This is a genomic window from Vibrio echinoideorum (assembly GCF_024347455.1).
Taxonomy (GTDB): Bacteria; Pseudomonadota; Gammaproteobacteria; order Enterobacterales; family Vibrionaceae; genus Vibrio; species Vibrio echinoideorum.
This window is the reverse complement of sequence record NZ_AP025483.1, coordinates 366,334-392,987: the sequence shown is the minus strand read 5'-3', so window position 1 is coordinate 392,987 and position 26,654 is coordinate 366,334. Positions and strand designations below refer to the sequence as shown.

The window sequence follows — 26,654 nt, the reverse complement described above, 5'->3', positions numbered from 1 at the left end:
ACTAATGTGCAGCTCTTAATGACTCAATTCGTTCACCTAATTCAGGGTGAGAGCTGAGCCATGTGGGTAGTTCAGCATGTCCATCAGAACTATTTCCAAGCAATTCAAACATCTCAATCATCGCTTGATTAGAACCATGTAGCTTCATCATGGCATCAGAAGCAAAAACATCCGCTTCACGCTCTGCTTCTTGAGATTGTCCGTTATTAGCAACAAATACTCCTAACCCCGCGAGATTGTCGATCACACCAGAACTTTCACCCGTCAATAGCGCCACGGTCATCGAGAGCAAACTCGATCGAACTAATACTCTCATGACATGCTGATGCTGAATATGCCCTAATTCATGCAATAGAATGCTGTCTAACTGCCTATCCGTTTTAGTTAAGCGAACGAGGTCATCGAAAACAATAACTGTCCCACCACTGAGCGCAAAAGCATTCGCTCCGAGTTTTGAAGAACGAAACTCGAGCTGCACTCCATCATAAATCTCTATATCTTTCAGATGGGAGTCAAAGCGCTGGCGAATGCGAGCTTGTTCCTCAATAGGAATAGTCGAGCTATCAAAAAGCTGTTCATCCAAAGATTTTAGAACTTGTCTTTCAACGAGTTGAGGCACCGAATCAGGCAAATAAGTGACTATTTTATGAGTTAACCACGGAACCCCATGAGTAAACATAGAAATGGTAAGTAACACAAGAACAACACTACTAACTAAGATAGCCGTGATGTTCTTCTCTAATTTACCTAAGAAATTATGTTTACCTCTGTCTCTCAAATAGGCGTCCAATTCATCACTTGCCTCCGTGATAAATTGCCATCCATCTGGGAATTTGAGCTTTGTTGGAGCGGATCCAACGCCTCGCATAATTTCAACACGTTCGAAATATGCAGAAACAATAGAACCATCCACACTCAGGAGCAATTTATCAGGGTGAGATATATCTAAAATGGCCTCGCAGCGTTCAGAACTACGAGGCGGGTGTGCAACACCAGAGATCATTTAGCCAATACCAAGATCAACATTAAACGCTTGAGCTATCTCATCAGAAATAGCCGATTTCACATCAGACGGTTGGTCGTTTGCTATTAATAAATCTAAGTCGCCTTGAACATACGAATTCTCCGACAAGTAGTTCATCGTTCTTACCATCACCCATGGTCTAGCTAACCCGAGGGTAATCACTTGAAGCAGAAAGTTAGTTAATACTAAAAGCATGTAGCTTTTTATCGTTAATGTCGAAGCAAAATTTAACGTTGAATCGGCCTCATTTTCTTTTCCTTCAAGCACTAATTCAGAGAACGTGTAATTTCTAATTTTTACTTGAATGTAAGCAGCAATCGCAATACTCATAACAATGAAAACAAAGTAGTAAGCAACCATCATTGAAGTCAAACTTCCGTTGTTAGCGATTTCGGATAACGACTCAGGGTTGCTGATCATGTTGAAGCCAACGGCACTGAATAAAGCCAAAACGGCAACAATAGAGGCAACCAGCCATGCAATCATACTGATGAAGTATACTTTGAAATAAAAGCCATCTTGGTAATCAGCTTTAAACTGACGATCGCCATAGCGATAACCATTAGAAAAATAATTGGCGATACCGGCAAGTAGCCAGGATTGTAAATAAACATAAGAAGGTATGGATATTAAAATGGCGATGCCACCAGCAATCATGTTCATTTGCATAGTAAATATTATTGCCATGATTGCCGTAAATACGCCGACACCCACAACAAGACCGCGCCCAAGAATTGCCCAGTAGGCTCCGGAAACAGTACCATGGAAAGAGAAGTGAACATTTCGAAAGCTTGTCATTGCAGAATCAAAACGAGCATTGCTGCGAGATAACAATGGTAACAATGCAAAAAAAACCAGTAATAAAACCAATGCCACCTGAGGGGCAAACTGATTACTGACTCCCCAAGCGACTACACAAATCAACGCAATGATTCGCCCTTTCAATATTTGCATAGGCTTACCATGATATTCAAAGCTATCACTACCAATAAATGTATTCCCATAAAAGTAACGTTTATTTCGAACTTTCGCCCAAGCCGAGTAAATACCCAATGTGATGACGGATAAAAGAATATTAACGATCCAAATACCAAAATATTCGTTACCCTTTCCCTTAAAATTCACCCTAGTTTCTAACTGTTTTGTTTCCATTTCTCTATTCCATTTGACGTTTTAAAAACAACCATGTACATCTACGTGCACATCAACAACGTAAAAATATAGAAACACATCATTCTGATCAATTGATAATTAATATAAAAAGAGAGCAAACTATCAACACTAACCCTTTGATCTCTAATTTATTCCCCCTACTTACAATAATCCTGTTGACATGGTTGCGGCGCGCAATTAAATTATAGTTGTACATCGCAACCATATTAAGAGGCAGCATGACTTCAGCACAACTTAGAGAATTATCACGTCAACTCGTTCGACAACTTGGAATGCTAGACAAAGATTGTGGTGATATTGCCCTACCTCCGATTCAAGCTCATACACTTATCGAACTAGAGCAGCAGCCATTAACCGTGAATCAATTAGCGGATAAGCTCAATATTGATAAATCCAACGCCAGTAGAGCAGTCAACAATCTAGCGAAGAACTCGTTAATTCAAACCTCCCCACACCCCAACGATAAGCGCAGTGTTGTTGCTTCAGTAACAGAACAAGGGATAAACACTCTTGCCAAACTTCACAGTCAGCAGAATCAGTTTTATGACTCGGTACTTGAGCGTTTAACGGAAGCGGATACTCAACAAGTTTCTGGAGGAATCGAGCTCTACCTTAAAGCACTGCAACAAAGCCACGCTTCAATCGATGTAGTAGTTCGCCCTCTACAGCAACAGGACAACACCGTAGTGGCCAATGTGATTCGCCAAGTCTCTTATGAAAACGGGCTAACCGAAGATAAAGGTTATGGTGTGGCTGACCCCACCTTAGAAGACATGTTCAGCGTTTATAACAATGAAAGATCTCGGTATTGGGTAATTGAACTTGATGGAAAGGTTGTCGGTGGTGGTGGGTTTGCACCATTAGCAGCGATGCCAGAAGTCTGTGAACTGCAAAAAATGTACTTCTTGCCAGAAACCAGAGGCAAAGGCTTAGCGAAAAAGTTGGTTAATATGTCGATGGAGAAAGCTAAGGAACTGGGTTATCAACATATGTATTTAGAAACAACCGAATGTCTTAATGCTGCCGTTAAACTTTACGAAAAATTGGGCTTTGAACACCTTGATTCAGCCTGGGGAGAAACAGGCCATGACGCTTGTGAGGTTGTCATGGCCAAAACGCTATGATGTGTTTTAAAAATGGGGTTAGCGTTGGAAGTTAATCAAGCGAGAAACAAACAGGTTAATTACGTAACTAGATAATTGAATCACCGCTAGTTACGTAAAAAGTTACTCACACAAGAGGCTGGATTCAAAGCAACAAAAGAGCTCTCTTTTTGCCCATCGAGCTCAACTTCTAATTGATATAAATGCTTAGGGTTGGGGTTATCAAGATCAAAAAGGATCGGGGCCTCAACTTGAAACACAACACCAGTATGTTCCGCGCGCACATCGATTGGCATAACTAGTGTCATACCGTTGAATTTGATTGATGCAGAGACTAGCCCTGCTTTTAGTGTCTGATAAATAACATCCACTTTAAACTCACAGCCACCACCGTGGTGCCAGATCTGCTCTGTCACAACTTGCTCAAGCTTGACGTGACGAACGAACTGCAGATATGGCGCTTGCCAGATTCCGATACGAGAATCCGATTTAGCGAAAGCCGGTGAAGAGACTGACTCATCCATATCCTCTTCAAGCAATAAGCTCTCCTCTTCTTCAAGGAAAAGGATCTCAAAACGATTTCGACCAAGCTGCATATAAGGGCGGATGTCTTTGCGATATTCGGCTTCGCTACCATCACAGTCAAACACAGCCACACCATTGAGTCGAACTTCAGCAAAGTAATCAACACCTGCCATCACTAACTCAACAAACGGGCACGCCAACATCGCATCATCCACTTCGATGTCATGCATCAGGTGCCACTCTTGCTCTGCGATTTCGCTTTCACTCAAGCTATCAGGAAGCTTTGAACTTAACGGAGCCGGAAAGGTAATGTCATCTTGTGGAATAGAGAGATCCGTTAGTGGCGATATTTGCCAAAGACCATCGAGAGGTAATCGCATAGCATTCCTTGAGCTAGATCAATTTTGACCGCATTATAATGAATGAATGCATATAAAGACATTTATTTTTCTGAGGATAAAAAAATGCCAGCTCAAGGCTGGCATTCTTTAAAACTGGGAAGAAATTACTCTTCGTCTTCGTCATCTTCGTCTGGGTAGATAGCATCTTCACCTTCGTAGTAAGTGCCCCAGCCGTCGTAGATAATGTCAAACTTCTCTGCAAGATTTACAAGCTTCTCAACTTGCTCATCAATCGCTTCTGCATTCAGAGTACACTGCATCGTTGCATCACAACAAAGTAACTTGTTGCCATCTTCGTCTTCTGTCTCTTCAGCTTCAAGCACTTCAAAGCCCATTTTGAATGCTTCAACAACGGCTTTCTCAAGTACTGCGAAATCTTCAGCAAAAAGGTGATGCTCGATATCGTATAGAGCTTCAGGATCGCTACCATCTTCGATTAGTGCTTCAATGATGTCGCGAGTCTCTCCTTTTTGAAATTCAATTAATTCCGCTACTGATAGATATTCATCTTCGTGAGACATGTGTCTGCTCCAGAGTGTTGACTATGAAAAGATCAAATTTGATTGCCACGAAATATGGCATGGATCGTCTAGAAAAGCCACCAAGATCAAGCATAGAAAAGGAAGTTTATCGCCAAATAACAGAAGGAATATCAATTAAAAAGTGAAATCAAAATCACAGAAACAAATTTCCAACATATTATTAACCGTCGTCTGTTTTAGCATTTCATTTTTATTGTTACTTTTCGTCTTACTTCTCCAAAACTGAGTGGTTAGTCATATCAAATGCATACTGACGATTACTTCATTGGTGCATAAGATCTCACTTATAAGTAGATAATTGCATAAATTTTGAATGAAAAATCATGTTCATCAAGCAAAGTAGATTATAGAAGTACTGAAATTTGAGCATAGAATCGCAAAAAGTTTGTTCCAGAACTCCGCCTTTCGATTGGATTTTAATATCACTAATTTTCAATTAATCAGCATTAAGAACCAAGAATTGAGAAATAACACAACCTTTACACAAGTTTCAAAACTTGCATATTACGAACAAGCTTGTCATAAATAGACGCTGGATTAATAGTAAGGATGCAAAATGAGTAAGCTGTACGTTGGCTCCGAAGTCGGTCAATTAAGACGAGTTCTCCTAAATAGGCCTGAAAGGGCACTCACCCACCTCACCCCTTCTAACTGTCATGAGCTACTCTTTGATGATGTACTTGCAGTAGAAGCGGCAGGCGAAGAACACGATGCCTTTGCGACAACACTTCGTAACCAAGACGTTGAAGTGTTATTGCTGCATGACCTACTGGTTGAGACATTAACGGTTACTCAAGCTCGTGAGTGGTTACTCAATACTCAAATCTCTGATTTCCGTTATGGCCCAACGTTTGCTCGTGACTTGAGAGAATACCTTGCTCAAATGGATAATGAGCATTTAGCAAGCATCCTACTTGGTGGTTTAGCCTACTCTGAACTTCCTATTCAATCTTCCTCAATGTTACCGAAGATGCATCGCCCGCTCGATTTCGTTATCGAGCCACTGCCCAACCACCTATTTACTCGCGACACCTCGTGCTGGGTTTATGGCGGCGTCTCTCTTAACCCTATGATGATGCCTGCACGTCAACGAGAAACGAATCACTTGCGTGCAATATACCGCTGGCACCCTGTATTCGCAGGCCAAGATTTCATCAAATATTTCGGTGATGAAGATCTTCACTATGACAATGCGAATATTGAAGGTGGCGATGTACTGGTTATCGGTAAAGGCGCTGTTCTTATCGGTATTTCAGAGCGCACTAAACCGCAAGGTGTAGAAAACCTAGCGGCGAGTTTATTTAAGTCAGGTCAAGCTACAGAAGTGATTGCTATTGATTTACCAAAGCACCGCTCTTGTATGCACCTAGATACAGTAATGACACATATGGATATTGATACCTTCTCTGTCTATCCAGAAATCGTTCGTAAGGACTTAGACACCTGGCGCTTAACGCCGAAAGAAAATGGCGAAATGCGAGTAGAGAAAGCGGACAACTACCTTTCAGCGATTGAAGGCGCACTAGGGCTAGATCAACTGAAGATCATAACCACTGGTGGTGACAATTACGAAGCAGAACGTGAACAGTGGAATGACGCTAACAACGTACTGACGGTGAAGCCGGGAACGGTTATCGGTTATGAGCGTAATGTTTACACCAACGAAAAATACGACAAAGCCGGTATCGAAGTGCTGACGATTCCAGGCAACGAACTAGGTCGTGGTCGCGGTGGTGCTCGCTGTATGAGCTGCCCTATCGAAAGAGACGGTATCTAAGCTACAAAACTCAATAAAGCCGAACACACTAACTTATCTAGGCCAGTACCATTGTACTGGCTTTTTTTATTAAATTAATAAAATAAATATTCACAAATACAGCATCTTTATGTTTAACTGAGTTCTTCATTGATTCTATATACGCAAGGAGCGAGAGATGGCCTTTAATCTTCGCAATCGTAACTTTCTAAAACTTCTCGACTTTACTCCTAAAGAGATTCAGTTTTTACTCGACCTGTCTGCCGACCTTAAAAAAGCTAAGTATGCAGGTACAGAGCAGAAAAAGCTTAGCGGTAAAAACATCGCTTTGATCTTTGAAAAAGCATCAACTCGAACTCGATGTGCCTTTGAGGTAGCTGCTTTTGATCAAGGCGCTCAAGTCTCTTATTTAGGCCCTTCTGGTTCTCAGATTGGTCAGAAAGAATCAATGAAAGATACGGCGCGTGTATTAGGTCGTATGTACGATGGCATTGAATACCGAGGGTTTGGCCAACGCATTGTCGAAGACCTAGGCGCTTATGCCGGTGTACCGGTTTGGAATGGCCTAACCGATGAGTTCCATCCAACCCAGATCTTGGCTGACTTCCTTACTATGATCGAACATGGTCGCGGTAAACATCTGCATCAAATCAGTTTTGCTTATCTAGGAGATGCACGTAACAACATGGGTAATTCTCTGTTAGTGGGTGCGGCGAAAATGGGCATGGACATTCGCCTTGTCGCGCCAAAAGCATTTTGGCCAGAAGAGCAGCTTGTCGAAGAGTGCCAAGCTATCGCGCACAGCACAGGAGCAAAAATCACGCTGACTGAAAACGTTGCCGAAGGTGTTAAAGATTGTGATTTCCTTTATACCGACGTTTGGGTTTCTATGGGCGAAGCACCGGAAGCTTGGGACGAACGTGTTGCAGTCATGACACCTTACCAAGTAAATATGGATGTCATTAAACTCACAGGTAACCCTCAAGTGAAGTTCATGCATTGCCTACCCGCTTTCCACAACAATGAAACCGTGATCGGCCAACAAGTCGCAGACAAATATGGCATGAACGGTTTGGAAGTGTCTGATGAAGTGTTTGAGTCGGACTACTCAATTGTGTTTGATGAAGCTGAGAATCGCATGCACACCATCAAAGCGGTAATGGTTGCGACCTTAGGTCAATAACGAAGAATCAAACATAAACAAAAGCTTGATGTAATCGCTTGCGCTCACAAATTGAAAGCGTATAATTCTCGGCAATTTGTCTGAGAGTAGTGAAAATGACGCCAAGCAATGTTGTGATAAAACATAATAAAATTGTGAAAACACCTAATATTGCTCGTAAGCTAAGATGCTTACCAGGTCGTCTATTCTGCTTTTCAGCACTTTTTTAAAGCCTCCCATTATGGGGGGCTTTTTTATGGCCAATACATTATTGTGGGGAAGAAGATCATGGCGAATTCGCTCTATCAAAAGCACATCATCTCAATTCCAGAGCTTTCTCGTGAAGAGCTAGAATTGATTGTTCAAACGGCAGGTCAACTAAAAGCTGAGCCAAACCCAGAGCTCATCAAGAATAAAGTTGTTGCAAGCTGCTTCTTCGAACCTTCAACGCGAACTCGTCTCTCTTTTGAAACTGCTATTCAGCGCATCGGTGGTGATGTGATTGGTTTCGACAGCGGTGGTAACACTTCACTGGCAAAGAAAGGCGAAACGTTGGCAGATTCAGTACAGGTTATCTCTTCATACGTTGATGCTTACGTAATGCGTCACCCTCAAGAAGGTGCAGCGCGTCTGGCTTCTGAGTTCTCTAACGGTGTACCTGTTATTAACGCGGGCGACGGCGCAAACCAACACCCAACTCAAACACTGTTAGACCTATTCTCTATCGCTGAAACACAAGGCCGCTTAGACAATCTCAATGTTGCATTCGTTGGCGACCTTAAGTATGGCCGAACGGTTCACTCTCTAACTCAAGCACTAGCTAAATTCGACAACATCTGTTTCTACTTCGTTGCTCCAGAAGCACTGGCGATGCCTGACTACATTTGTGAAGAGCTTGATGAAGCAGGCATCAAATATCAACTGTTCACTGACATGGAAGATGTTATTCCTGAGCTGGATGTTTTGTACATGACTCGAGTTCAGAAAGAACGTTTTGATGAATCGGAATACGCGCACATCAAATCAGCGTACATCTTGACGGCTCCGATGCTGGAGAATGCACGTGATAACCTAAAGGTTCTACATCCTCTGCCTCGCGTTGACGAAATTACAATTGATGTCGATAAAACGCCTTACGCTTACTACTTCCAGCAAGCAGAGAACGGTGTTTACGCGCGTGAAGCATTGCTAGCCCTTGTTCTTAACGAAACGCTGTAGAGGAGAGATATCATGTCTAAAGAGACTCAATTAAAAGTTGAAGCAATCAAAAACGGAACGGTTATCGACCATATCCCAGCAAACATTGGGATTAAGGTATTAAAACTGTTCGACATGCATAACTCTAATCAACGAGTTACGATTGGCCTAAACCTGCCGTCCTCAGCTTTAGGTGGTAAAGATCTACTTAAGATTGAGAATGTGTTTATCACAGAAGAACAAGCGAACAAGCTGGCACTGTATGCGCCTCACGCGACCGTTAATCAAATCGAAGATTACGAAGTGGTTAAGAAGTTGGCGTTGGAACTTCCAGAGCAAATCAACGATGTGTTTGAATGTCCAAACACCAACTGCATTACTCACAACGAGCCCGTTGAAAGCAGCTTTAAAATTTTTGAAAAGAAAGAAAGTATTCGACTGAAGTGTAAGTATTGCGAAAAAGTATTCTCTCGCGAAATTGTGACTGAAAGATAACGCCATACGGCAACACCATTTGAATGAAAAAACTATCAAATACCTCGCTTGTGCGGGGTATTTTGCTCTTTACCTATCCAAAGTTTGTAGGCACACTGAAAATTGCTTTTTATCTAATAACTGATGGAATAAACCAATGACTAAAGTACTTCACACAGAATCTGCTCCAGCTGCAATCGGCCCATACGTACAAGGTGTTGACCTTGGCAATATGGTACTGACTTCTGGTCAAATCCCAGTAAATCCAGCAACTGGTGAAGTATCTGCTGATATCGCAGAGCAAGCTCGCCAATCTCTAGACAACGTTCAAGCAGTTGTTGAAGCTTCTGGCCTGACTGTAAAAGACATCGTGAAACTAACGGTATTCGTTAAAGATCTAAACGACTTCGGCACAGTAAACGAAGTTTACGGTAAGTTCTTTGATGAGCACGGCGTTGCAAACTACCCTGCACGTTCATGTGTTGAAGTAGCTCGTCTACCAAAAGATGTTGGTATCGAGATCGAAGCTATTGCGGTTCGCAAATAGGTTTTAGGCTCTAGAATAAACAAACGGCTTCGAGTAAATGGCGGAGTGCTGAACGTTTATCAGATATAAAAAAGGTTGCCCATTTGGCAACCTTTTTTATTGTTCGTTGTTTTGCTTAAATTATTTCTTATTAAGCTCAACCACTTCTTTGTCTAATTCTTCAAGCTTAGCGGCCATTTGCTCACGGGCTTGGTTAGCGAGTTGACGAACATTAGACTTGTCGTAACCTTCAGTGCTAATTGGTGGCAACATTTCAACAATCACATGACCATTGTTCCAACGGTTCAGCTTCACGCCACCCGTAGAGCTGCATACGATTGGGATAACCGGTAAACCAGCACCAATTGCCGCATGGAAAGCACCCGTTTTAAATGGCAACAGACCACGGCCACGAGAACGAGTCCCCTCAGGGAACATCCATACTGAGACATCGCTCTCTTTTAAGCTAGTCACTACCTGATCAATCGTACCTACTGCTTTACTGCGGTTAGCACGATCAATGAGGATGTTACCTGTCAACCAGTAAAGCTGACCAAAAAGAGGCATCCACACTAGGCTTTTCTTACCAACAGTCACTACCTTAGGTGTCACCGCTGATGAAATCGTGAATAGATCCCAGCTATTTTGATGGTTCGCAACATAAACATGTTGACCACGAGAGTAGGCATCTTCCGGGATACGAAGCTCTAACTTCATTCCGAATATTTTCGACATGCGACCGAAATAGCGGCCAAAGGTAAATACGTGTTTCGGGTTACGTGGACTAAGTAGACAGTAACCACACCCAAATACAAACATAAGAATCGCAAATATCGCCAATGCGAAAATACGTAATACTGCTATCATTTTGTTCCTCACCAACCACAAAGCTCATTCATCTATTCCCATTAAAATAGGCGATAGATTCACTTGCGGTAAATACAACTATAAAAAAGCCGAAACCAAGGTTCCGACTTTTATGTTTTCATCTTACTGATTCATGAACTCACTAACCTAAGTTAGCTCGACTCACTAAATCGTGTAATGTTTGCGCCTAAAGCTGAAAGCTTATCTTCAATCTTATCGTAACCACGATCGATGTGGTAAATACGGTCAACGATGGTTTCACCTTGAGCGATACAGCCTGCAATAACAAGGCTCGCAGATGCACGAAGGTCCGTTGCCATTACTTGAGCGCCACTCAGTTTTTCCGTTTCACCACAGATAGCCGTGTTACCTTCGATTTCTGCTTTTGCACCCATTCGCTGTAATTCAGGAATGTGCATAAAGCGGTTTTCAAAGATAGTCTCAGTGATAACACCACTGCCCTTCGCCATCATATTAAGCAAGGTAAACTGCGCTTGCATGTCCGTTGGGAAACCCGGGTGAGGTGCAGTTACGATTTTCACCGCTTTCAACTCACGATCTGTCATATCAAGACTGATCCAGTCTTCGCCAGTTTCAACTTTCGCACCCGCTTCTTCAAGCTTCGCTAAAGCAGCTTCAAGAAGATGAGCGTTAGTATTACGACAAGTTACCTTACCGCCAGAAACAGCAGCAGCAACAAGGAAAGTACCGGTTTCAATGCGGTCAGCAACCACAGAGTGTTGACCACCACCAAGACGTTCGACGCCTTCGATAGTAATCGTGTCTGTACCTGCGCCAGAAATTTTAGCACCTAGCTTGTTTAAGAATTCAGCCGTATCAACAATTTCAGGCTCGCGCGCTGAGTTGTCTAATACTGTTGTGCCTTCTGCTAGCGTTGCTGCACACATGATAGTAATGGTGGCACCCACACTTACTTTATCCATCACGATGTGCGCGCCTTTCAGACGACCATCAACACTTGCCTTCACATAACCATCTTCCAATACAATGGTTGCACCTAGCTGTTCTAGGCCATGGATATGTAAATCGACAGGTCGAGCACCAATTGCACAACCACCAGGAAGTGACACTTGGCCTTCACCAAAACGAGCAACTAGAGGACCTAAAGCCCAGATAGAAGCACGCATTGTTTTCACTAAATCATACGGTGCGCAGAACTCGTTGATTTCGCGGCCATCAACGTGAACACTACCATTACGCGATACTTTTGCGCCTAAACGCTTAAGCAGTTCCATCGTAGTATCGATGTCACGTAGGTGAGGAACATTACTTACTTCAACTGGCTCTTCAGCAAGAATTGAAGCAAATAAGATAGGTAGCGCTGCATTTTTTGCGCCTGAGATCGTCACTTCACCGCTTAGCGGTTTGTCCGATCCAATAACTCGAAACTTTTCCATCATAAACCTTAAAGTGACATCAGTTTCTTATCACGTTCCCACTCTTCCGGCGTGAAAGCCTTAATAGAAAGAGCATGGATATCATTGCGTTGAATGTATTCCACTAGTGGGCCGTAGATTAGTTGCTGCTTCTTAACTCGACTCATGCCGTCAAAGCATTCATCAACCGCAACAACTTCGTAATGACTGCCTTCACCCTTCACGATAATTTCCTGAAGGTTCAGTGCCTCTGCTAATAATTCTTGTACTTTTGTGCTGTCCACAAATAGCTCCTGCCTAATTTTTTATGTGTTCTGCCATCATTGGCTGGATATTGCTCAATTGGAACAACGTTCGTAATTGTTCTGGCACGAAACTGAGCATTATATGACAGTTTTGATTTTTTGCATGCTCTAATAAGTGAATTAGCATCACCATTCCTGCTGAATCGACTCTATTTATATGGCTAAGGTCAATTTCAGCGCTCGATTCCGTCGTTTGCCACTTTTCTAATATACGCCAGATTGCAGGGACGCTATCTCGGTCTATATCCCCGAGAAGTTGATACTCTTTAGAGCTTAGTTCTTGCCATTGAGAGTGGCTCATTATTTACTACTCTCAAAACGAATAGGTTGTGTAGCGAGTCTCTCTAGTTCATCAGCAACAGTCAAGATACCTTCTTGACGAATCTTAGTATTCCACTCTGATTGCTTGCTTGATAGTAGACTAATACCTTCAGCAACCATATCAAAGGCCTTCCATTCGCCAGATTTCTTATCTTTGCGCAGCTTAAACTCAAGTTTAATATTTGGTCTTGGTGTATCAATAATATCAACTTTGATACTGGTGATACGGCTATCCGGTTTGACCTTTTGCTCAGGGCCAAATTGAATAGTCTGATCAGTATATTGAGTCAACACTTGAGCGTAAGAAGAAACGAGATATTTACGGAATGCATCGATAAATACACGCACGTCTTTTCTGTCCGCGCCCTTTAAGTTTGGCCCTAGAAGCTTAAGTGCCGCATATTGAGCATTTACATAAGGCATCAACTCTTCTTCCACGATGACCTTCAACAACTCCGGATCTTCTTGGATATTGTTTTGTTCACTCTTTAAACGGTCAAAGGCAACTTCAGCAACCTGAGTCATCATCTGATAAGGCTGAGTACGATCGATAGTTTCTGCTGAAAAAGCTTGAGTCGACATCAGTAAAACAACCGCTGTCATGAACCATCGTTTCAATATCAGACTAGTCTCCAACATGCTCTTGGCCTTTAACATGAGATTAATCTTTAACATGAGACTACTCCTTAGCTTCTTTATCATCAGAGCCGCCAACGCTATACAATACTTGGCCGATCAAATCTTCTAGCACTAGTGCTGATTTGGTGTCTTCAATCGAGTCACCATCAACCAACATCTCTTCATCGTCAAAAATGAACCCTGGAACCAAACTGATGTACTGCTCACCGATTAAGCCTGACGTTAAGATTTGAGCACTAGAGGTATCAGGAAATTGTGAGTACTTCGCATCAATAGACAGTTTAACAACAGGTAAGTAACTTTCCGTATCAAGCTGAATGCTCTGAACTCGGCCAACAACCACGCCACCAACCTTCACCGGTGAGCGAACTTTCAAGCTACCAATGTTGTCGAACGTCGCTTTTAAGTTGTAAGTATGGTTTGAACCTAAGCCTTTTACGTCAGCGACTTGAAAGATCATGATTAAGATTGCGCAAATTCCGGCAATAACAAAGGTGCCGACCCATAATTCTAATTTTCGAGTTTGTTGCATGATTAATTCCCAAACATCAATGCGGTAAGAACAAAATCTAGCCCTAGTACCGCTAGAGAAGAGTGCACAACTGTGCGTGTGGTTGCCTGACTAATACCTTCAGAGGTCGGTACTGCATCATAGCCATTAAAAAGTGCGATCCAAGTTACGGTGATAGCGAAAACCATGCATTTGATCATGCTGTTACCAATGTCTCGACCAAGCTCAACTGAAGACTGCATTGCAGACCAAAAGCTACCGTGGTCAATGCCCTTCCAATCAACACCAACTAACTGACCACCCCAAATCCCTACCGCCATAAAGATCATAGCAAGTAGAGGCATTGAGATAAGCCCCGCCCAAAGACGTGGCGCAATAATGCGTTTAAGAGGGTCTACCGCCATCATCTCCAGACTAGAAATCTGTTCGGTTGCTTTCATTAAGCCGATCTCAGCAGTCAAAGCTGAACCAGCCCGTCCGGCAAATAACAGTGCAGTGACCACAGGGCCCAACTCACGTAACAATGAAAGTGCGACCATTTGACCAAGGTTGCCTTCAGCTCCGTAGTCGATTAATACGACATAACCCTGCAAGCTAAGCACCATGCCAATAAATAGACCCGAAACCAAAATAATAGCCAATGACTGAACGCCAACGCTATAGAGTTGTTTTACTAATAAGGGGAAGTTTTTTAGTTTCGGAATACCAAACAGAGCCCCAAACAACATCAGGCTTGCTCGACCAACTGACTCGCAGATCGCAAGTGTACGTTTACCGACACCCGCAATAGTTTTGGCTATCATATTAGAACAAATCCTCTTCTAAACTTTTCGCAGGAAACCTAAATGGTACAGGGCCATCCGCGTCGCCTTGTAAAAATTGTTGTACTCGCGGATCACTATTGTTGTACAACTCATCAGGCGAACCTGATGCAATGATCTTCCCATCTGCAAGTAAGTAAACCCAATCAGCAATGCTCATCACTTCAGGGACATCATGCGATACGACAATCGAGGTTAAGCCCAAAGCTTGACTGAGGTTTCGGATGAGTTCAACCAAGACGCCCATGGTAATTGGATCTTGGCCAACAAAAGGTTCGTCGTACATTATCAGTTCCGGGTCTAACGCTATCGCACGAGCCAACGCAGCTCGTCTCGCCATACCACCAGACAGTTCGCTTGGCATTAATTCTGCTGCCCCTCGTAAACCGACCGCTTCAAGCTTGAGTAATACGATAGTACGGATGAATTTTTCATTCAGTTCGGTGTGTTCTCGCAACGGAAATGCCACATTATCAAACACATTGAGATCCGTAAAAAGTGCACCCGATTGGAAAAGCATGCTCATTTTTTTACGTGCTTGATAGAGCTTTCGACGTGATAATGCGGGGATATTGTCCCCATCAAACCAAACTTCACCGCTATCTGGCGGTAATTGCCCGCCAATCAGGCGCAGCAACGTCGTTTTACCGATCCCTGATGGCCCCATGATTGCGGTTATTTTTCCTTGAGGTACTTCTAAACTGATGTCATCAAAGATAACTCGTTCACCTCGAGAGAAACTTAGGTTCTTAACTTTTACAAGCTCAGTATTCAACATGATCTTGTTGTTTCCTTGCTCTAAAAAACGCCAATTATGGCTGCAATAATAATGAGTCTACTTTAGAATTAAAAGCACTGTTCAATTAATTATAAAAAACAGAAAACAATGGCAGGGATTTGAAAGCATTAAGAAATTCCTCATTTAGCTACATTTCTTTACTACTAACTGGGAATTAATTTGTCGAGTGACTTCCCTTTTATCTAGCAACAAGTCAAAATTAGCGGTTAATTCTCCGTTTTTTATTAATTTTTAGGAATCATCATGCTTGAAGCGATTGCGTTTCTCATTATCGGTCTAGGTTTTTTGGTGTGGAGTGCAGATAAACTGGTCTATGGTGCCGCTGCTCTTGCTCGCAACTTCGGTATCTCACCACTAGTTATCGGTATGACGATTCTAGCAATGGGCTCTTCGGCCCCAGAAATGATGGTTTCAGCAACAGCCGCGCTTGACGGAAAAACAGATACAGCTGTAGGTAACGTTCTCGGTTCAAACATCGCCAACATCGCACTGATCTTAGGTATTACAGCGCTTATCAAACCGCTATCAATTAGCTCTGGCGTGATTCGCCGTGAACTACCATTAATGATAGGTGTCACTCTATTAGCAGGCGCACTGTTATGGGATAACCACTTAGGCTTTTATGAAGGCGTGTTGTTATTTGTTCTTTTTGCCGCTTTCTTGTTTGCCATGCTGCAAATCAGCCGCAGTGAGAAAAAGAACGGTGACGCCTTCCTTGAGGACCAAGAATCTGAAGTTCCAGAGGGCGTAAGCAACCCTAAAGCCGCAATGTGGGTGGTGGTTGGTCTAATTATCTTGCCCATAGCTGCCAATGTGTTGGTTGATAACGCGGTTGTTATCGCGAAGTTCTTTGGCATGAGCGACCTTGTAATTGGTTTAACTATCATTGCCGTTGGCACCAGCCTACCTGAACTTGCAGCATCACTTGCAGGCGTAATGAAGGGCGAAGACGACATGGCCGTGGGTAATATCATCGGTTCAAACGTATTCAACATTCTTGCTGTTATGGGTATTCCGGGCATCTTAAACCCTTCAATCTTAAGTGAGTTTGCTATGGGGCGAGACTTCTGGGTAATGCTCGGTGTGTCACTTTTACTTGTGGTAATGGCGTTAGGAAAATCTCGTAGTGTCAATCGAATTGAAGGCAGCGTCTTAATTGTGACGTTCGTGGCCTACCAAAGTTATCTACTAATGAACATGTCGGCTTAATTTTTTGATTTAACTTCTCGTACTTGGAGTATTTGATGTCTCAGCCATTTGATTATCGCAGTGTTGCAAAACAAGTTTTGGAAACCGAAGTTGCAGGTCTCACCCAATTAGACCAATATTTTAATGATGACTTTTGCAAAGCTTGCGACCTTATCCTGAACAACAAAGGAAAAGTGGTTGTGATGGGCATGGGTAAATCTGGTCATATTGGCAACAAAATAGCGGCCACGCTGGCAAGTACGGGTACATCCGCTTTCTTTGTGCACCCGGGTGAAGCGGCACATGGCGATTTAGGTATGATCGAGCCTGGCGATATTGTTATTGCAATATCTAACTCTGGCGAATCAGGAGAAATCCTCAGCCTATTCCCTGTGTTAAAGCGTTTAAGCATCAAGATTATCAGCATGACAGGCAAACCAGCATCGAACATGGCAACCTTGTCTGATATCCATTTACAAATTTCAGTACCAGAGGAAGCTTGCCCATTAGGCTTAGCTCCAACAACGAGTACTACAGCGACCTTGGTCATGGGCGATGCATTAGCCGTTGCACTGTTACAGGCGAGAGGCTTTACGGCTCAAGACTTCGCACTGTCACACCCAGGTGGCGCTTTAGGTCGTCAACTGTTGCTGAAACTTGACGACATCATGCACACAGGAGAAGCTCTTCCTGTCGTAGCACCGGACGCGCTAGTAAGAGATGCTCTACTCGAGATATCTCAGAAAGGCTTGGGAATGACAGCGATCGTGAGTAACGATGGTCAAATGGCTGGTATTTTTACCGATGGTGATTTACGCCGCATCTTAGACAAACGCGTCGATATCCATAGCACTCAGATCGGCGACGTGATGACGCTTAACCCTACGGTAGCAGAGCCAAACATGCTTGCGGTTGAAGGTCTAAATTTGATGCAAGCGAAAAGCATTAATGGTCTGATGTTGTGCCATGAAGGTAAATTAGTCGGAGCTTTAAACATGCATGACTTACTGAAAGCAGGAGTAATGTAATGACGCAGACAGTTGAAACGTTATACGGCACTGTAGATTCGGACGTATTTGCAATAGCAAAAGAGATCAAACTGCTAATTTGCGATGTCGATGGCGTATTCTCAGATGGTCGCATCTACATGGGCAACAACGGTGAAGAGTTAAAAACCTTTCATACACGTGATGGTTACGGCATCAAATCATTGATGAATGCCGGTATTGAAATCGCAATCATCACTGGTCGTAAATCTCAAATTGTTGAAAACCGAATGACCGCCCTTGGTATTAAACTTATTTACCAAGGCCAAGATGATAAAGTAAAAGCATATTATGATATTTGCGATAAGCTTTCTGTTGATCCTGAAAATACGGGTTACATCGGCGACGATCTGATTGACTGGCCGGTGATGGAAAAAGTGGGCTTAAAAGTATGTGTCGCAGATGGACACCCATTGCTAGCTCAGCGAGCGAATTACGTGACAACCATTAACGGTGGCTATGGTGCTGTACGTGAAGTCTGTGACCTTATTCTGCAAGCAAGAAATGAACTCGACGTGCATAAAGGTTTAAGCATATGAGTTTTACTCGTATTATCTATTTAATACTCATATTTATTGCTTCTTGGTCAACTTATTACTTGTTCGACAAAGAGCAAACATCAATGATACAAGTGGCTCCAAATTTGGAGCTGCCCGCTTTTAGCGGCAAGAGTTTGAACAACATTAGTTATGACCAAACTGGTATTCGTAGCTATCAAGTTGAATCGACTTATTTAGAACACTACTCAGTGGTTGGCGATACGCACTTTCAAAACCCGGTTCTTTCGGTATTCCGTGAAGGACACACGATTGAATGGCAGGTCACCGCTGATCGCGCGATTATGGATGAGGATCAAGTTGTCACTTTTTATGACAACGTTGTGGCAAAGAATCTGTTGCCAGAAGCCAGTTTCGATACCATGACCACAGATAAAATGGTTGTTGAGCTGACTAGCCGAGATTTTTATTCAGAGACTCCGGTCCATATGATCGGTACATTTTTTGAAACTGAGGGGCAAGCAATGAAAGGTAACTTCGGTACCAACAATGCAACTCTCTTTAATTCTGTTCAAGGTAGATATGAAACTCTTACACCTTAGTTTATTCGCTTTGACTCTTGCGGCACCTAGTGTCTATGCCCTGTCTTCGGACAGCGAGCAGCCTGTCTACATCGACTCAGACAGCCAGCAATTGGATATGAAAAGTAACCAAGTGACTTTCCTTGGTGATGTAAACCTTAAGCAAGGTAGCATCAATATCAATGCCGATAAAGTCATTGTTACCCGAAATGCCGTCAACGGTGAGATTGAAGAAATTCAAGGCTACGGTAAGCCTGCAACCTTCTCTCAACTAACTGATGATGGGAAAACACTTTATGGCGAAGCTGACGATTTACATTATCAGCTTATTGCTGACAAATTGATCATGACCAAGAATGCAATGCTCTCTCAAGATGGCAGCATCATCCGTGGCTCTAAAATCACTTACCAAATCGCGTCTCAGAAACTGGTTGCCGATAGTGATAGCAGTGAGCGTGTATCAACGGTTTTACAACCAGCGGAAGTGAATAAGTAACCATGGCCGTACTTAAAGCAAAAAATCTAGCAAAAACGTACAGTAAGCGCAAAGTGGTTACCGATGTAAGCTTGCAGGTAGAGTCTGGTCAGATCGTTGGGCTACTTGGACCTAACGGTGCGGGTAAAACCACCTCTTTTTACATGATTGTAGGTCTGGTTGCGCGTGACGAAGGTACTATCAGCATTGACGATCGAGACATCAGTATTTTGCCAATGCACAGTCGCTCACGCCTTGGTATCGGTTACCTCCCTCAGGAAGCTTCGATTTTCCGGAAGTTGTCAGTAGAGAACAACATCATGGCCGTTTTACAAACCCGTGATGAGATGACTAACGAGCAACGCCAAGATAAGCTAGAAGACCTTCTAGAAGAGTTCCACATTCAACATATCCGTACCAGTAATGGTATGGCTCTGTCGGGCGGTGAACGTCGTCGTGTTGAGATTGCTCGTGCACTGGCGGCAAACCCTCAGTTCATTCTACTGGATGAACCCTTTGCTGGTGTTGACCCTATCTCGGTTATTGATATCAAAAAAATCATTGTTCACCTGCGTGATCGCGGCTTGGGCGTTTTGATTACCGACCACAACGTTCGTGAAACATTAGACGTGTGTGAAAAAGCTTACATCGTAAGCCAAGGACACCTGATTGCAGAAGGTACTCCTGAAGATGTTCTCAATAACGAACAAGTTAAACAAGTTTATCTAGGCGAACAATTCCGTCTATGATTATATAGAGTATCGAGAGTTCTTAGAATAATAACTAGGTAAGTACCACTGAATGAAACCCTCATTACAACTTAAGCTAGGCCAACAGTTAGCAATGACTCCTCAATTGCAGCAAGCGATACGTTTGTTGCAATTGTCTACATTAGATTTGCAGCAAGAGATTCAAGAAGCACTAGAATCCAACCCACTACTCGATGTCGAAGAAGGCAATGAAGAAACGCCTACATCAGAAGAGAAACCTAGCAGTGAAGAGAAAGAAACAGTTGAAACCGCAGAAGCGGACTTACCTGATAGCTCCGAATTAATCGAAAAATCAGAGATTGGCAACGAACTAGAAATCGACACAACTTGGGAAGATGTCTACAGTGCAAACACCGGAAATACCGGCATTGCAATTGATGATGACATGCCCGTTTATCAGGGTGAAACAACTGAAAGCCTGCACGATTACCTACTTTGGCAACTCGACCTAACACCATTCACTGAAACGGATAGAAGCATAGCTTTTGCGCTGATCGATGCCATTGATGACTATGGGTATCTCACCGTATCTTGTGAAGACATCTTGGAAAACTTCGATAACGAAGAGATCGAGCTTGATGAAATCGAAGCGGTTCGCAAACGCATTCAGCAGTTTGACCCTTTAGGTGTCGGCTCAGTGAATTTACAAGATTGTTTGTTATTACAACTGGCAACTTTCCCCAAAGATACCCCTTGGCTCAATGAAGCTAAGTTAGTACTTACTAGCCATATCAACCAACTAGGCAATCGTGATTACAAACTCGTAATCAAAGAAACCAAATTGAAAGAAGCAGAACTGCGTGAAGTTTTGCAGCTTATTCAACAACTGGATCCTCGCCCGGGCAGCAAAATCACACCGGATGAAACTGAATATGTTGTTCCTGATGTATCGGTCTTCAAAGATCTTGGCAAATGGTTAGTCACCATAAACCCTGACAGCGTGCCTAAGCTAAAGGTAAATCAACAATACGCAGACCTTAGTAATAAAGGTAGCAGCGTAGATAACCAGTTCATTCGTTCAAATTTGCAAGAAGCAAAATGGCTAATTAAGAGCCTAGAAAGCCGAAATGAGACGCTACTCAAAGTTGCGCGATGCATTGTTGAACATCAGCGTGATTTCTTCGAACATGGCGAAGAAGCGATGAAACCAATGGTTCTCAACGATGTTGCATTAGCCGTTGATATGCATGAATCCACAATATCTCGTGTGACGACTCAAAAATTCATGCATACACCACGTGGCATCTTCGAACTCAAATATTTTTTCTCAAGTCATGTCAGTACCGACAATGGCGGTGAGTGTTCATCTACAGCAATTCGCGCGCTCATTAAGAAGCTTGTCGCGGCGGAAAATACCGCGAAACCTCTAAGTGATAGTAAGATTGCTGCTTTACTGGCTGACCAAGGAATTCAGGTAGCTAGACGTACCATAGCGAAATACCGTGAGTCTCTGGGCATTGCCCCATCGAGTCAGCGTAAACGCCTGCTATAAGCTAATTTAGTCGCTATTTACTTAGTAGTTATAATCAGGCAACCAACTGAAAAGGAAAGTCTATGCAAATCAATATTCAAGGCCATCACGTTGATCTTACCGATTCAATGCAAGACTATGTTCACACTAAATTCGACAAACTTGAACGCTTTTTTGACCATATCAATAGTATTCAAGTTGTTTTAAAAGTTGAGAAAATTAATCAGATTGCAGAAGCGACCCTTCATATAAATCAAGGCGAAATTCATGCAACAGCAACAGATGAAAGTATGTATGCTGCGATTGATTCATTAGTTGATAAACTCGTCCGTCAACTCAACAAACACAAAGAAAAGCTAAGTAGTCACTAACATGCAATTAAGCGAAGTACTTTCATTGGACTGCACCAAAAGTGCAGTCCAATGCACAAGCAAAAAAAGAGCCCTTGAGCTCATTAGTCAGATCGCAGCTGAAAGCTGTGGTCAAGATTCAACAGAACTGTTTGAGTGCATGTTGAGCCGCGAAAAAATGGGCAGTACAGGTATTGGTAATGGCATAGCTATTCCCCATGCTCGTATGAATGTCAGTGACAAAGCAATTGCTGTGTTACTTCAATGCCAAGATCCAATCGAATTTGATGCGATTGATAACCGTCCTGTCGACCTACTATTTGCTCTGCTTGTTCCAAGTGAACAATGCAAGGAGCATCTAAAAACCCTTTCTTGTATGGCAGAACGACTTAACGACAAACAGACTCTTAAACAGTTGCGTAACGCTCAGAGTGATCAAGAGCTTTACGACATCATGATTCAAGTACCAACTTGCGAGCAATAACATGCGATTAATCGTTGTTAGTGGCCAATCAGGAGCCGGTAAAAGTGTTGCGCTACGAGTCCTAGAAGACTTGGGATATTACTGTGTCGATAATCTACCAGTAAATCTGCTCAACGACTTCGTCGAATCAGTGCGTGAGATCAATCAAAACGTTGCTGTTAGCATTGATATTCGCAACCTACCGAAAGAGCCTCAACTAGTAACAGATACGCTAGAACAGCTTGAGTCTGCCACTGATATAGATGTGAACGTGTTGTTCCTAGATGCAAGCAAGCAGACGCTACTTAAACGCTATAGCGAAACTCGCCGAATCCACCCCTTATCAATTGGCCAAGAAAAACTATCCCTTGAACAGGCTATCGATTTAGAGAAAAACCTCCTGACGCCTCTCGCTGAGCAAGCTTGTATCGTGATTGATAGCAGTGACTGCAATCTTTACGAGTTGAGTGAGAAAGTTCGCTTTAAAGTCGAGGGTAAAGAGAAGCAAGAGTTGATTATTGTCTTTCAATCTTTCGGTTTTAAGTTTGGTCTACCAAGCGATGCCGACTATGTGTTTGATGTTCGATTTTTGCCAAATCCTCACTGGGAACCCGCGCTGAGACCATTAACCGGTCTCGATGCACCAATCCACTCTTTTTTAGAAAAACACCCAGAAGTTCTTGAACTCAAGCAACAGATCCAAGGCTTTGTTGAACAATGGTTGCCAATGTTAGAGAAGAACAATCGCAGTTACCTGACTGTCGCGATTGGCTGTACTGGCGGCAAGCATAGATCGGTTTATCTGACTCAGAAAATTGGCGAGTATTTCGAACAACTTGGCCATCAAGTTCAAATTAGACACGCCTCCCTAGAGAAGCACCAACAGGGCTAACCATGGAATTAACTCGAACTGTACTGATCCAAAATCGTTTGGGTCTTCACGCTAGAGCAGCTGTAAAGCTGGTTGAGCTTGCACAAAGCTTTGATGCCACCATCACGATCCATAGTGAAGAAGATAAAACCGCGACTGCAGACAGCGTTATGGGGCTACTTATGCTGGAGTCAGCACAAGGGCAACATATCAAGATTCAAACAGCAGGCACCGATTCACAGCAGGCTCTTGATGCCGTCTGCCAACTAATTGAAGCCAAGTTTGATGAGGGTGAGTAGCGAAAACGCTTCACTGACCACACCTAAGACTCAAACAACGAACCAATCAATATTAAATCTTAGTTCTACCTAAGTTAATGATTTAAATAAGCCCCAGAATTAAGTTACTATTCCAAGCATTGTTAGAATAATGAGATAGGAGGAAAATATGGCAGAGCAATTAGAATTCGACCAAGCTCACCAAACCCTCCAAGAAGTCAGCGAAGCCCTAGAAAACGGCCGATTTGTTCACGTACGCCGACAACTTCAGGACATGGAACCTGAAGATATTGCACACCTTTTAGAAGCCTCCCCTCGCAAAAGTCGTGATGTACTCTGGCAACTTACCGATCCCGAAGACTACGGTGAAATTCTTGATGAGCTAAACGAAGACGTCAAAGATGCTCTTGTGTCGAAAATGGCGCCTGAGACATTAGCAGAAGCAACCGAAGGCATGGAAACCGATGACGTCGCGTACGTACTTCGAAGTCTGCCCGACGATGTTTCTCGCGAAGTCCTTTCTCAAATGGACTCCGTCGATCGTGCACTAGTTGAAACCGCACTGTCGTACCCCGAAGATTCAGCCGGTGCGATTATGAACACCGACGTAATCACGATTCGTGGCGATGTCGATGTCGATGTTGTGTTGCGTTATCTGCGCATGCGCGGCGAACTTCCGGACGCAACCGATGCTCTGTATGTTATCGACGACGATGAACGCCTCATTGGTAACCTATCGCTCAGTACACTGATTACGACGCAACCCGATGTGGCGGTTTCAGAAGTAATGGAAGATGCAGACGAAGCGATCGCAGTTGAAACCAGTGCCTCTGATATTGCCAGTCTATTTGAACGTCGTAATTGGGTTTCTGCACCAGTCGTTGATAGGAACCAACACCTTGTGGGTCGTATCACGATCGATGATGTGGTTGATGTCATTCGTGAAGATGCCGAGCACTCAATGATGAGTATGGCGGGTATGGACGATGACGAAGATACCTTCGCTCCGGTCGTAAAATCCGCTCGTCGTCGTAGTGTGTGGTTAGGCGCAAATGTTTTGGCAGCACTCGCAGCAGCGTCTGTGTCTAACATGTTTGAGGCAACACTGAATGAGATGGCAGCCATCGCTGTTTTGATGACCATCGTACCGTCCATGGGTGGTGTTGCTGGTAACCAAACCGTCGCCTTGGTGATTCGAGGTTTAGCACTTGGTCACATCGGTGACAGTAACAAACGTGAATTACTGCTCAAAGAAGCCTCTATCGGCTTCCTTAACGGCATCCTATGGGCTGTGATCATTGGTGGTATCGTTGTAGCTTGGAAAGGCAATTGGATACTGGGAGGAATCATCTCAGCGGCGATGATGACCAACTTGCTCGTCGCCGGTATTGCTGGTGTAACCATTCCTGTGATGCTGAAGAAGATGAATATCGACCCTGCCCTCGCTGGTGGTATGGCACTCACAACGGTAACTGATGTGATTGGCCTATCGGTGTTCTTAGGCTTAGCTACGATACTCATCTAACGCGTACTTATCTAACTCATACTTATCTGGTGTGAATAAACAGGTGACCGATTTTAAGATAGGACGCCGAATACAAAAAGGGAGCCAATGGCTCCCTTTTTTAATGCGTCAGATTTAAATTTCAGATTTAAGTCTCATGTTTAAACTAAAGCAAATTAAGTAAATTACTCACCCGCGACTTTCATCGATTCAAGCAAGATAGAGCCTGTTTGAATTTGTGAACGCGTTTCAACATCGTTACCGACCGCAACAATCTGAGTAAACATGTCTTTTAGATTACCTGCAATAGTCACTTCCGATACTGGGTATTGGATCTCTCCGTTTTCAACCCAGAAACCCGCAGCGCCACGAGAGTAATCGCCAGTAACGGTATTCACGCCTTGCCCCATGACTTCAGTAACAAGGAAACCAGTGCCGAGCTCTTTTAGCATCTGCTCAAAGTTTTGTCCGGTCGAGTTAACGAACCAGTTATGAATACCACCAGCATGGCCTGTTGGTGTCATATCCATTTTACGTGCAGCGTAGCTGGTTAGTAGGTAAGTTGCTAACACACCATCGGTGATGATTTCACGGTCTTGAGTGTAAACACCTTCACTATCAAATGGGCTAGAAGCCAGACCACGTAAGAGGTGTGGACGCTCTGAGATATTGAACCAATCAGGTAGAATTTTCTGACCTAAGTGATCTAACAAGAAAGATGATTTACGGTAAAGGTTACCGCCACTAATCGCCATCACAAGGTGACCAATGAGGCCTGTCGCGACATCGTTAGCGAACATAATTGGGTATTGGCCTGTTGGTAGCTTTTTAGCATCCAAGCGGCTGACAGTCTTTTCTGCAGCTTCTTGACCGACACGTTCAGGTGTCCATAGCTCATCACGGTGACGTGCAACTGTGTAGCTGTAGTCTCGTTCCATTTCACCGTTAGCGCCTTGACCAATCACACAACAGCTCGTGCTATGGCGACTTGAGGCGTAGCTCGCGAGTAAACCGTGACTATTGCCATAAACCTTAACGCCATAATGGCTGTCATAGCTTGCGCCATCACTTTGTTTGATCTTGTCGCTATAAGCTAACGCTTGTCTTTCAGCAGCAATCGCAATCTCAGCGGCATAGTCAGGATTTGGTTCATCAGGATGAAAAAGATCCAAATCTGGAATTTCTTTCACCATGTATTCTTTTGCGGCTGGACCTGCAAACGGATCTTCAGAGGTGTATTGAGCAATATCCAATGCAGCAGCGACAGTTTGAGCAATCGCCTTTTCACTTAGATCAGATGTGGATGCACTGCCTTTCTTCTGGCCGCGATAAACAGTAATACCTAGTGCACCATCACTATTGAATTCAACGTTTTCCACTTCACACATACGTGTTGAAACACTTAAACCCGTTGACTTAGTAATAGCGACCTCAGCTGCGTCTGCACTCACTGACGCCATATCCAACGCTTTAGCTACTGCGGCTTCTAGCTCAACTCTTTGCTGGGCGACTTGCTGTTTTACATCCATATCTATTCTAATTTTTTAGGTCAATATTACGTAGGATAACAAGAATTTCGCTTTCTCCCCAAGATTCTTGCTAAAATAGGCAATATAT

Annotated in this window: 31 protein-coding genes; 18 read left to right on the top strand and 13 right to left on the bottom strand. The window is 43.3% G+C overall.

Annotation, left to right across the window (positions count from 1 at the left end; translation table 11 throughout):
- Position 1 precedes the first annotated feature (1 nt).
- Both OCV36_RS01895 and OCV36_RS01890 read right to left on the bottom strand, forming a co-directional pair.
- Positions 2–1,003: a M48 family metallopeptidase gene (locus tag OCV36_RS01895; protein WP_135458600.1), complete on the bottom strand. Its 1,002-nt coding sequence runs from the start codon at positions 1,001–1,003 to the stop codon at positions 2–4.
- A complete protein-coding gene (locus tag OCV36_RS01890; RefSeq protein WP_135458598.1) occupies positions 1,004–2,176 on the bottom strand; it encodes a YjgN family protein in 1,173 nt (390 codons plus the stop codon).
- A gap of 239 nt (positions 2,177–2,415) precedes the next feature.
- Here OCV36_RS01890 and OCV36_RS01885 point away from each other — a divergent pair, with 239 nt between their 5' ends.
- Positions 2,416–3,321: a bifunctional helix-turn-helix transcriptional regulator/GNAT family N-acetyltransferase gene (locus OCV36_RS01885; protein WP_135458596.1), complete on the top strand. Its 906-nt coding sequence runs from the start codon at positions 2,416–2,418 to the stop codon at positions 3,319–3,321.
- An 86-nt stretch (positions 3,322–3,407) separates the two neighbouring features.
- On the opposite strand, the gene OCV36_RS01880 is transcribed toward OCV36_RS01885, so the two are convergent.
- Both OCV36_RS01880 and rraB read right to left on the bottom strand, forming a co-directional pair.
- Entirely contained in the window at positions 3,408–4,205 is a 798-nt protein-coding gene (locus OCV36_RS01880; RefSeq protein ID WP_102553807.1) for a glycosyl hydrolase 2 galactose-binding domain-containing protein, read from the bottom strand.
- A gap of 125 nt (positions 4,206–4,330) precedes the next feature.
- A complete protein-coding gene (gene rraB / locus OCV36_RS01875; RefSeq protein ID WP_004735324.1) occupies positions 4,331–4,747 on the bottom strand; it encodes a ribonuclease E inhibitor RraB in 417 nt (138 codons plus the stop codon).
- Positions 4,748–5,324: 577 nt separating this feature from the next.
- On the opposite strand from rraB, the gene arcA reads away from it, so the two are divergent.
- From arcA to OCV36_RS01850, 5 genes are all read left to right on the top strand, one after another.
- The gene (gene arcA, locus OCV36_RS01870) at positions 5,325–6,545 is read left to right on the top strand and encodes an arginine deiminase (protein WP_017073425.1); all 1,221 of its coding nucleotides are present in this window, start codon (positions 5,325–5,327) and stop codon (positions 6,543–6,545) included.
- Between the two features lie 157 nt (positions 6,546–6,702).
- Positions 6,703–7,707, top strand: a complete 1,005-nt coding sequence (locus OCV36_RS01865; protein ID WP_135458594.1) for an ornithine carbamoyltransferase — start codon at positions 6,703–6,705, stop codon at positions 7,705–7,707.
- 267 nt (positions 7,708–7,974) lie between these two features.
- Positions 7,975–8,904, top strand: coding sequence for an aspartate carbamoyltransferase (pyrB, locus tag OCV36_RS01860; RefSeq protein WP_017073427.1), 930 nt, complete (start codon positions 7,975–7,977; stop codon positions 8,902–8,904).
- Positions 8,905–8,916: 12 nt separating this feature from the next.
- A complete protein-coding gene (gene pyrI / locus OCV36_RS01855) occupies positions 8,917–9,378 on the top strand; it encodes an aspartate carbamoyltransferase regulatory subunit (RefSeq protein ID WP_017073428.1) in 462 nt (153 codons plus the stop codon).
- A gap of 136 nt (positions 9,379–9,514) precedes the next feature.
- Entirely contained in the window at positions 9,515–9,904 is a 390-nt protein-coding gene (locus tag OCV36_RS01850) for a RidA family protein (RefSeq protein ID WP_004735319.1), read from the top strand.
- A 120-nt stretch (positions 9,905–10,024) separates the two neighbouring features.
- Here OCV36_RS01850 and OCV36_RS01845 read toward each other — a convergent pair whose 3' ends face one another.
- From OCV36_RS01845 to mlaF, 8 genes are all read right to left on the bottom strand, one after another.
- On the bottom strand, positions 10,025–10,750 hold the full coding sequence (locus tag OCV36_RS01845; protein WP_135458592.1) for a 1-acylglycerol-3-phosphate O-acyltransferase: 726 nt from the start codon (positions 10,748–10,750) through the stop codon (positions 10,025–10,027).
- A 152-nt stretch (positions 10,751–10,902) separates the two neighbouring features.
- Positions 10,903–12,168 (bottom strand): UDP-N-acetylglucosamine 1-carboxyvinyltransferase, encoded by a 1,266-nt coding sequence (murA, locus tag OCV36_RS01840; RefSeq protein WP_135458590.1) that lies wholly within the window; start codon positions 12,166–12,168, stop codon positions 10,903–10,905.
- A gap of 8 nt (positions 12,169–12,176) precedes the next feature.
- A complete protein-coding gene (gene ibaG / locus OCV36_RS01835; protein ID WP_017073431.1) occupies positions 12,177–12,431 on the bottom strand; it encodes a BolA family iron metabolism protein IbaG in 255 nt (84 codons plus the stop codon).
- 13 nt (positions 12,432–12,444) lie between these two features.
- Positions 12,445–12,753: an STAS domain-containing protein gene (locus OCV36_RS01830; protein ID WP_017073432.1), complete on the bottom strand. Its 309-nt coding sequence runs from the start codon at positions 12,751–12,753 to the stop codon at positions 12,445–12,447.
- Positions 12,753–13,376 (bottom strand): MlaC/ttg2D family ABC transporter substrate-binding protein, encoded by a 624-nt coding sequence (locus tag OCV36_RS01825; RefSeq protein WP_135458608.1) that lies wholly within the window; start codon positions 13,374–13,376, stop codon positions 12,753–12,755. Before OCV36_RS01825 ends, OCV36_RS01830 begins: the two co-directional genes overlap by 1 nt.
- Positions 13,377–13,452: 76 nt before the next feature.
- On the bottom strand, positions 13,453–13,944 hold the full coding sequence (mlaD, locus tag OCV36_RS01820; RefSeq protein WP_017073434.1) for an outer membrane lipid asymmetry maintenance protein MlaD: 492 nt from the start codon (positions 13,942–13,944) through the stop codon (positions 13,453–13,455).
- A gap of 2 nt (positions 13,945–13,946) precedes the next feature.
- A complete protein-coding gene (mlaE, locus tag OCV36_RS01815) occupies positions 13,947–14,726 on the bottom strand; it encodes a lipid asymmetry maintenance ABC transporter permease subunit MlaE (RefSeq protein WP_135458589.1) in 780 nt (259 codons plus the stop codon).
- A 1-nt stretch (position 14,727) separates the two neighbouring features.
- The gene (gene mlaF / locus OCV36_RS01810; protein WP_017073436.1) at positions 14,728–15,522 is read right to left on the bottom strand and encodes a phospholipid ABC transporter ATP-binding protein MlaF; all 795 of its coding nucleotides are present in this window, start codon (positions 15,520–15,522) and stop codon (positions 14,728–14,730) included.
- A gap of 264 nt (positions 15,523–15,786) precedes the next feature.
- On the opposite strand from mlaF, the gene OCV36_RS01805 reads away from it, so the two are divergent.
- The 12 genes from OCV36_RS01805 to mgtE all read left to right on the top strand — a co-directional run bounded on the left by OCV36_RS01805 (position 15,787) and on the right by mgtE (position 25,058).
- On the top strand, positions 15,787–16,752 hold the full coding sequence (locus OCV36_RS01805) for a calcium/sodium antiporter (protein ID WP_135458587.1): 966 nt from the start codon (positions 15,787–15,789) through the stop codon (positions 16,750–16,752).
- A 35-nt stretch (positions 16,753–16,787) separates the two neighbouring features.
- Positions 16,788–17,759 (top strand): arabinose-5-phosphate isomerase KdsD, encoded by a 972-nt coding sequence (gene kdsD, locus OCV36_RS01800; RefSeq protein ID WP_102553815.1) that lies wholly within the window; start codon positions 16,788–16,790, stop codon positions 17,757–17,759.
- On the top strand, positions 17,759–18,316 hold the full coding sequence (kdsC, locus tag OCV36_RS01795; protein ID WP_102553816.1) for a 3-deoxy-manno-octulosonate-8-phosphatase KdsC: 558 nt from the start codon (positions 17,759–17,761) through the stop codon (positions 18,314–18,316). Before kdsD ends, kdsC begins: the two co-directional genes overlap by 1 nt.
- The gene (gene lptC / locus OCV36_RS01790) at positions 18,313–18,876 is read left to right on the top strand and encodes an LPS export ABC transporter periplasmic protein LptC (RefSeq protein WP_017073440.1); all 564 of its coding nucleotides are present in this window, start codon (positions 18,313–18,315) and stop codon (positions 18,874–18,876) included. The genes kdsC and lptC overlap by 4 nt, the downstream gene beginning before the upstream one ends.
- Positions 18,857–19,351, top strand: coding sequence for a lipopolysaccharide transport periplasmic protein LptA (gene lptA / locus OCV36_RS01785; RefSeq protein ID WP_017073441.1), 495 nt, complete (start codon positions 18,857–18,859; stop codon positions 19,349–19,351). The genes lptC and lptA overlap by 20 nt, the downstream gene beginning before the upstream one ends.
- A 2-nt stretch (positions 19,352–19,353) precedes the next feature.
- Positions 19,354–20,079, top strand: a complete 726-nt coding sequence (gene lptB, locus OCV36_RS01780) for an LPS export ABC transporter ATP-binding protein (RefSeq protein WP_004735304.1) — start codon at positions 19,354–19,356, stop codon at positions 20,077–20,079.
- Positions 20,080–20,131: 52 nt separating this feature from the next.
- Entirely contained in the window at positions 20,132–21,592 is a 1,461-nt protein-coding gene (locus tag OCV36_RS01775) for an RNA polymerase factor sigma-54 (RefSeq protein ID WP_017073442.1), read from the top strand.
- Positions 21,593–21,654: 62 nt separating this feature from the next.
- Positions 21,655–21,942 carry a ribosome hibernation promoting factor gene (gene hpf / locus OCV36_RS01770; RefSeq protein ID WP_017073443.1) on the top strand — a complete coding sequence of 96 codons (288 nt, stop codon included), beginning with the start codon at positions 21,655–21,657 and terminating at the stop codon, positions 21,940–21,942.
- Position 21,943: 1 nt separating this feature from the next.
- On the top strand, positions 21,944–22,405 hold the full coding sequence (gene ptsN, locus OCV36_RS01765; protein ID WP_004738707.1) for a PTS IIA-like nitrogen regulatory protein PtsN: 462 nt from the start codon (positions 21,944–21,946) through the stop codon (positions 22,403–22,405).
- Between the two features lies 1 nt (position 22,406).
- Entirely contained in the window at positions 22,407–23,276 is an 870-nt protein-coding gene (gene rapZ / locus OCV36_RS01760) for an RNase adapter RapZ (RefSeq protein ID WP_102553819.1), read from the top strand.
- 2 nt (positions 23,277–23,278) lie between these two features.
- Complete coding sequence (locus OCV36_RS01755; protein WP_135458585.1) at positions 23,279–23,554, top strand: HPr family phosphocarrier protein; 276 nt, start codon at positions 23,279–23,281, stop codon at positions 23,552–23,554.
- Between the two features lie 148 nt (positions 23,555–23,702).
- Positions 23,703–25,058 carry a magnesium transporter gene (mgtE, locus tag OCV36_RS01750; RefSeq protein WP_017073446.1) on the top strand — a complete coding sequence of 452 codons (1,356 nt, stop codon included), beginning with the start codon at positions 23,703–23,705 and terminating at the stop codon, positions 25,056–25,058.
- A 164-nt stretch (positions 25,059–25,222) separates the two neighbouring features.
- Here mgtE and pmbA read toward each other — a convergent pair whose 3' ends face one another.
- Complete coding sequence (pmbA, locus tag OCV36_RS01745; RefSeq protein WP_017073447.1) at positions 25,223–26,566, bottom strand: metalloprotease PmbA; 1,344 nt, start codon at positions 26,564–26,566, stop codon at positions 25,223–25,225.
- Between the last annotated feature and the right edge of the window lie 88 nt (positions 26,567–26,654).

Excerpts from the sequence above, each read along its gene's own strand:
- OCV36_RS01895 (WP_135458600.1), bottom strand. The coding sequence starts at position 1,003 with ATGATCTCTGGTGTTGCACACCCGCCTCGTAGTTCTGAACGCTGCGAG.
- OCV36_RS01890 (WP_135458598.1), bottom strand. The coding sequence starts at position 2,176 with ATGGAAACAAAACAGTTAGAAACTAGGGTGAATTTTAAGGGAAAGGGT.
- OCV36_RS01885 (WP_135458596.1), top strand. The coding sequence starts at position 2,416 with ATGACTTCAGCACAACTTAGAGAATTATCACGTCAACTCGTTCGACAA.
- OCV36_RS01880 (WP_102553807.1), bottom strand. The coding sequence starts at position 4,205 with ATGCGATTACCTCTCGATGGTCTTTGGCAAATATCGCCACTAACGGAT.
- rraB (WP_004735324.1), bottom strand. The coding sequence starts at position 4,747 with ATGTCTCACGAAGATGAATATCTATCAGTAGCGGAATTAATTGAATTT.
- arcA (WP_017073425.1), top strand. The coding sequence starts at position 5,325 with ATGAGTAAGCTGTACGTTGGCTCCGAAGTCGGTCAATTAAGACGAGTT.
- OCV36_RS01865 (WP_135458594.1), top strand. The coding sequence starts at position 6,703 with ATGGCCTTTAATCTTCGCAATCGTAACTTTCTAAAACTTCTCGACTTT.
- pyrB (WP_017073427.1), top strand. The coding sequence starts at position 7,975 with ATGGCGAATTCGCTCTATCAAAAGCACATCATCTCAATTCCAGAGCTT.
- pyrI (WP_017073428.1), top strand. The coding sequence starts at position 8,917 with ATGTCTAAAGAGACTCAATTAAAAGTTGAAGCAATCAAAAACGGAACG.
- OCV36_RS01850 (WP_004735319.1), top strand. The coding sequence starts at position 9,515 with ATGACTAAAGTACTTCACACAGAATCTGCTCCAGCTGCAATCGGCCCA.
- OCV36_RS01845 (WP_135458592.1), bottom strand. The coding sequence starts at position 10,750 with ATGATAGCAGTATTACGTATTTTCGCATTGGCGATATTTGCGATTCTT.
- murA (WP_135458590.1), bottom strand. The coding sequence starts at position 12,168 with ATGGAAAAGTTTCGAGTTATTGGATCGGACAAACCGCTAAGCGGTGAA.
- OCV36_RS01830 (WP_017073432.1), bottom strand. The coding sequence starts at position 12,753 with ATGAGCCACTCTCAATGGCAAGAACTAAGCTCTAAAGAGTATCAACTT.
- OCV36_RS01825 (WP_135458608.1), bottom strand. The coding sequence starts at position 13,376 with ATGACAGCGGTTGTTTTACTGATGTCGACTCAAGCTTTTTCAGCAGAA.
- mlaD (WP_017073434.1), bottom strand. The coding sequence starts at position 13,944 with ATGCAACAAACTCGAAAATTAGAATTATGGGTCGGCACCTTTGTTATT.
- mlaE (WP_135458589.1), bottom strand. The coding sequence starts at position 14,726 with ATGATAGCCAAAACTATTGCGGGTGTCGGTAAACGTACACTTGCGATC.
- mlaF (WP_017073436.1), bottom strand. The coding sequence starts at position 15,522 with ATGTTGAATACTGAGCTTGTAAAAGTTAAGAACCTAAGTTTCTCTCGA.
- OCV36_RS01805 (WP_135458587.1), top strand. The coding sequence starts at position 15,787 with ATGCTTGAAGCGATTGCGTTTCTCATTATCGGTCTAGGTTTTTTGGTG.
- kdsD (WP_102553815.1), top strand. The coding sequence starts at position 16,788 with ATGTCTCAGCCATTTGATTATCGCAGTGTTGCAAAACAAGTTTTGGAA.
- kdsC (WP_102553816.1), top strand. The coding sequence starts at position 17,759 with ATGACGCAGACAGTTGAAACGTTATACGGCACTGTAGATTCGGACGTA.
- lptC (WP_017073440.1), top strand. The coding sequence starts at position 18,313 with ATGAGTTTTACTCGTATTATCTATTTAATACTCATATTTATTGCTTCT.
- lptA (WP_017073441.1), top strand. The coding sequence starts at position 18,857 with ATGAAACTCTTACACCTTAGTTTATTCGCTTTGACTCTTGCGGCACCT.
- lptB (WP_004735304.1), top strand. The coding sequence starts at position 19,354 with ATGGCCGTACTTAAAGCAAAAAATCTAGCAAAAACGTACAGTAAGCGC.
- OCV36_RS01775 (WP_017073442.1), top strand. The coding sequence starts at position 20,132 with ATGAAACCCTCATTACAACTTAAGCTAGGCCAACAGTTAGCAATGACT.
- hpf (WP_017073443.1), top strand. The coding sequence starts at position 21,655 with ATGCAAATCAATATTCAAGGCCATCACGTTGATCTTACCGATTCAATG.
- ptsN (WP_004738707.1), top strand. The coding sequence starts at position 21,944 with ATGCAATTAAGCGAAGTACTTTCATTGGACTGCACCAAAAGTGCAGTC.
- rapZ (WP_102553819.1), top strand. The coding sequence starts at position 22,407 with ATGCGATTAATCGTTGTTAGTGGCCAATCAGGAGCCGGTAAAAGTGTT.
- OCV36_RS01755 (WP_135458585.1), top strand. The coding sequence starts at position 23,279 with ATGGAATTAACTCGAACTGTACTGATCCAAAATCGTTTGGGTCTTCAC.
- mgtE (WP_017073446.1), top strand. The coding sequence starts at position 23,703 with ATGGCAGAGCAATTAGAATTCGACCAAGCTCACCAAACCCTCCAAGAA.
- pmbA (WP_017073447.1), bottom strand. The coding sequence starts at position 26,566 with ATGGATGTAAAACAGCAAGTCGCCCAGCAAAGAGTTGAGCTAGAAGCC.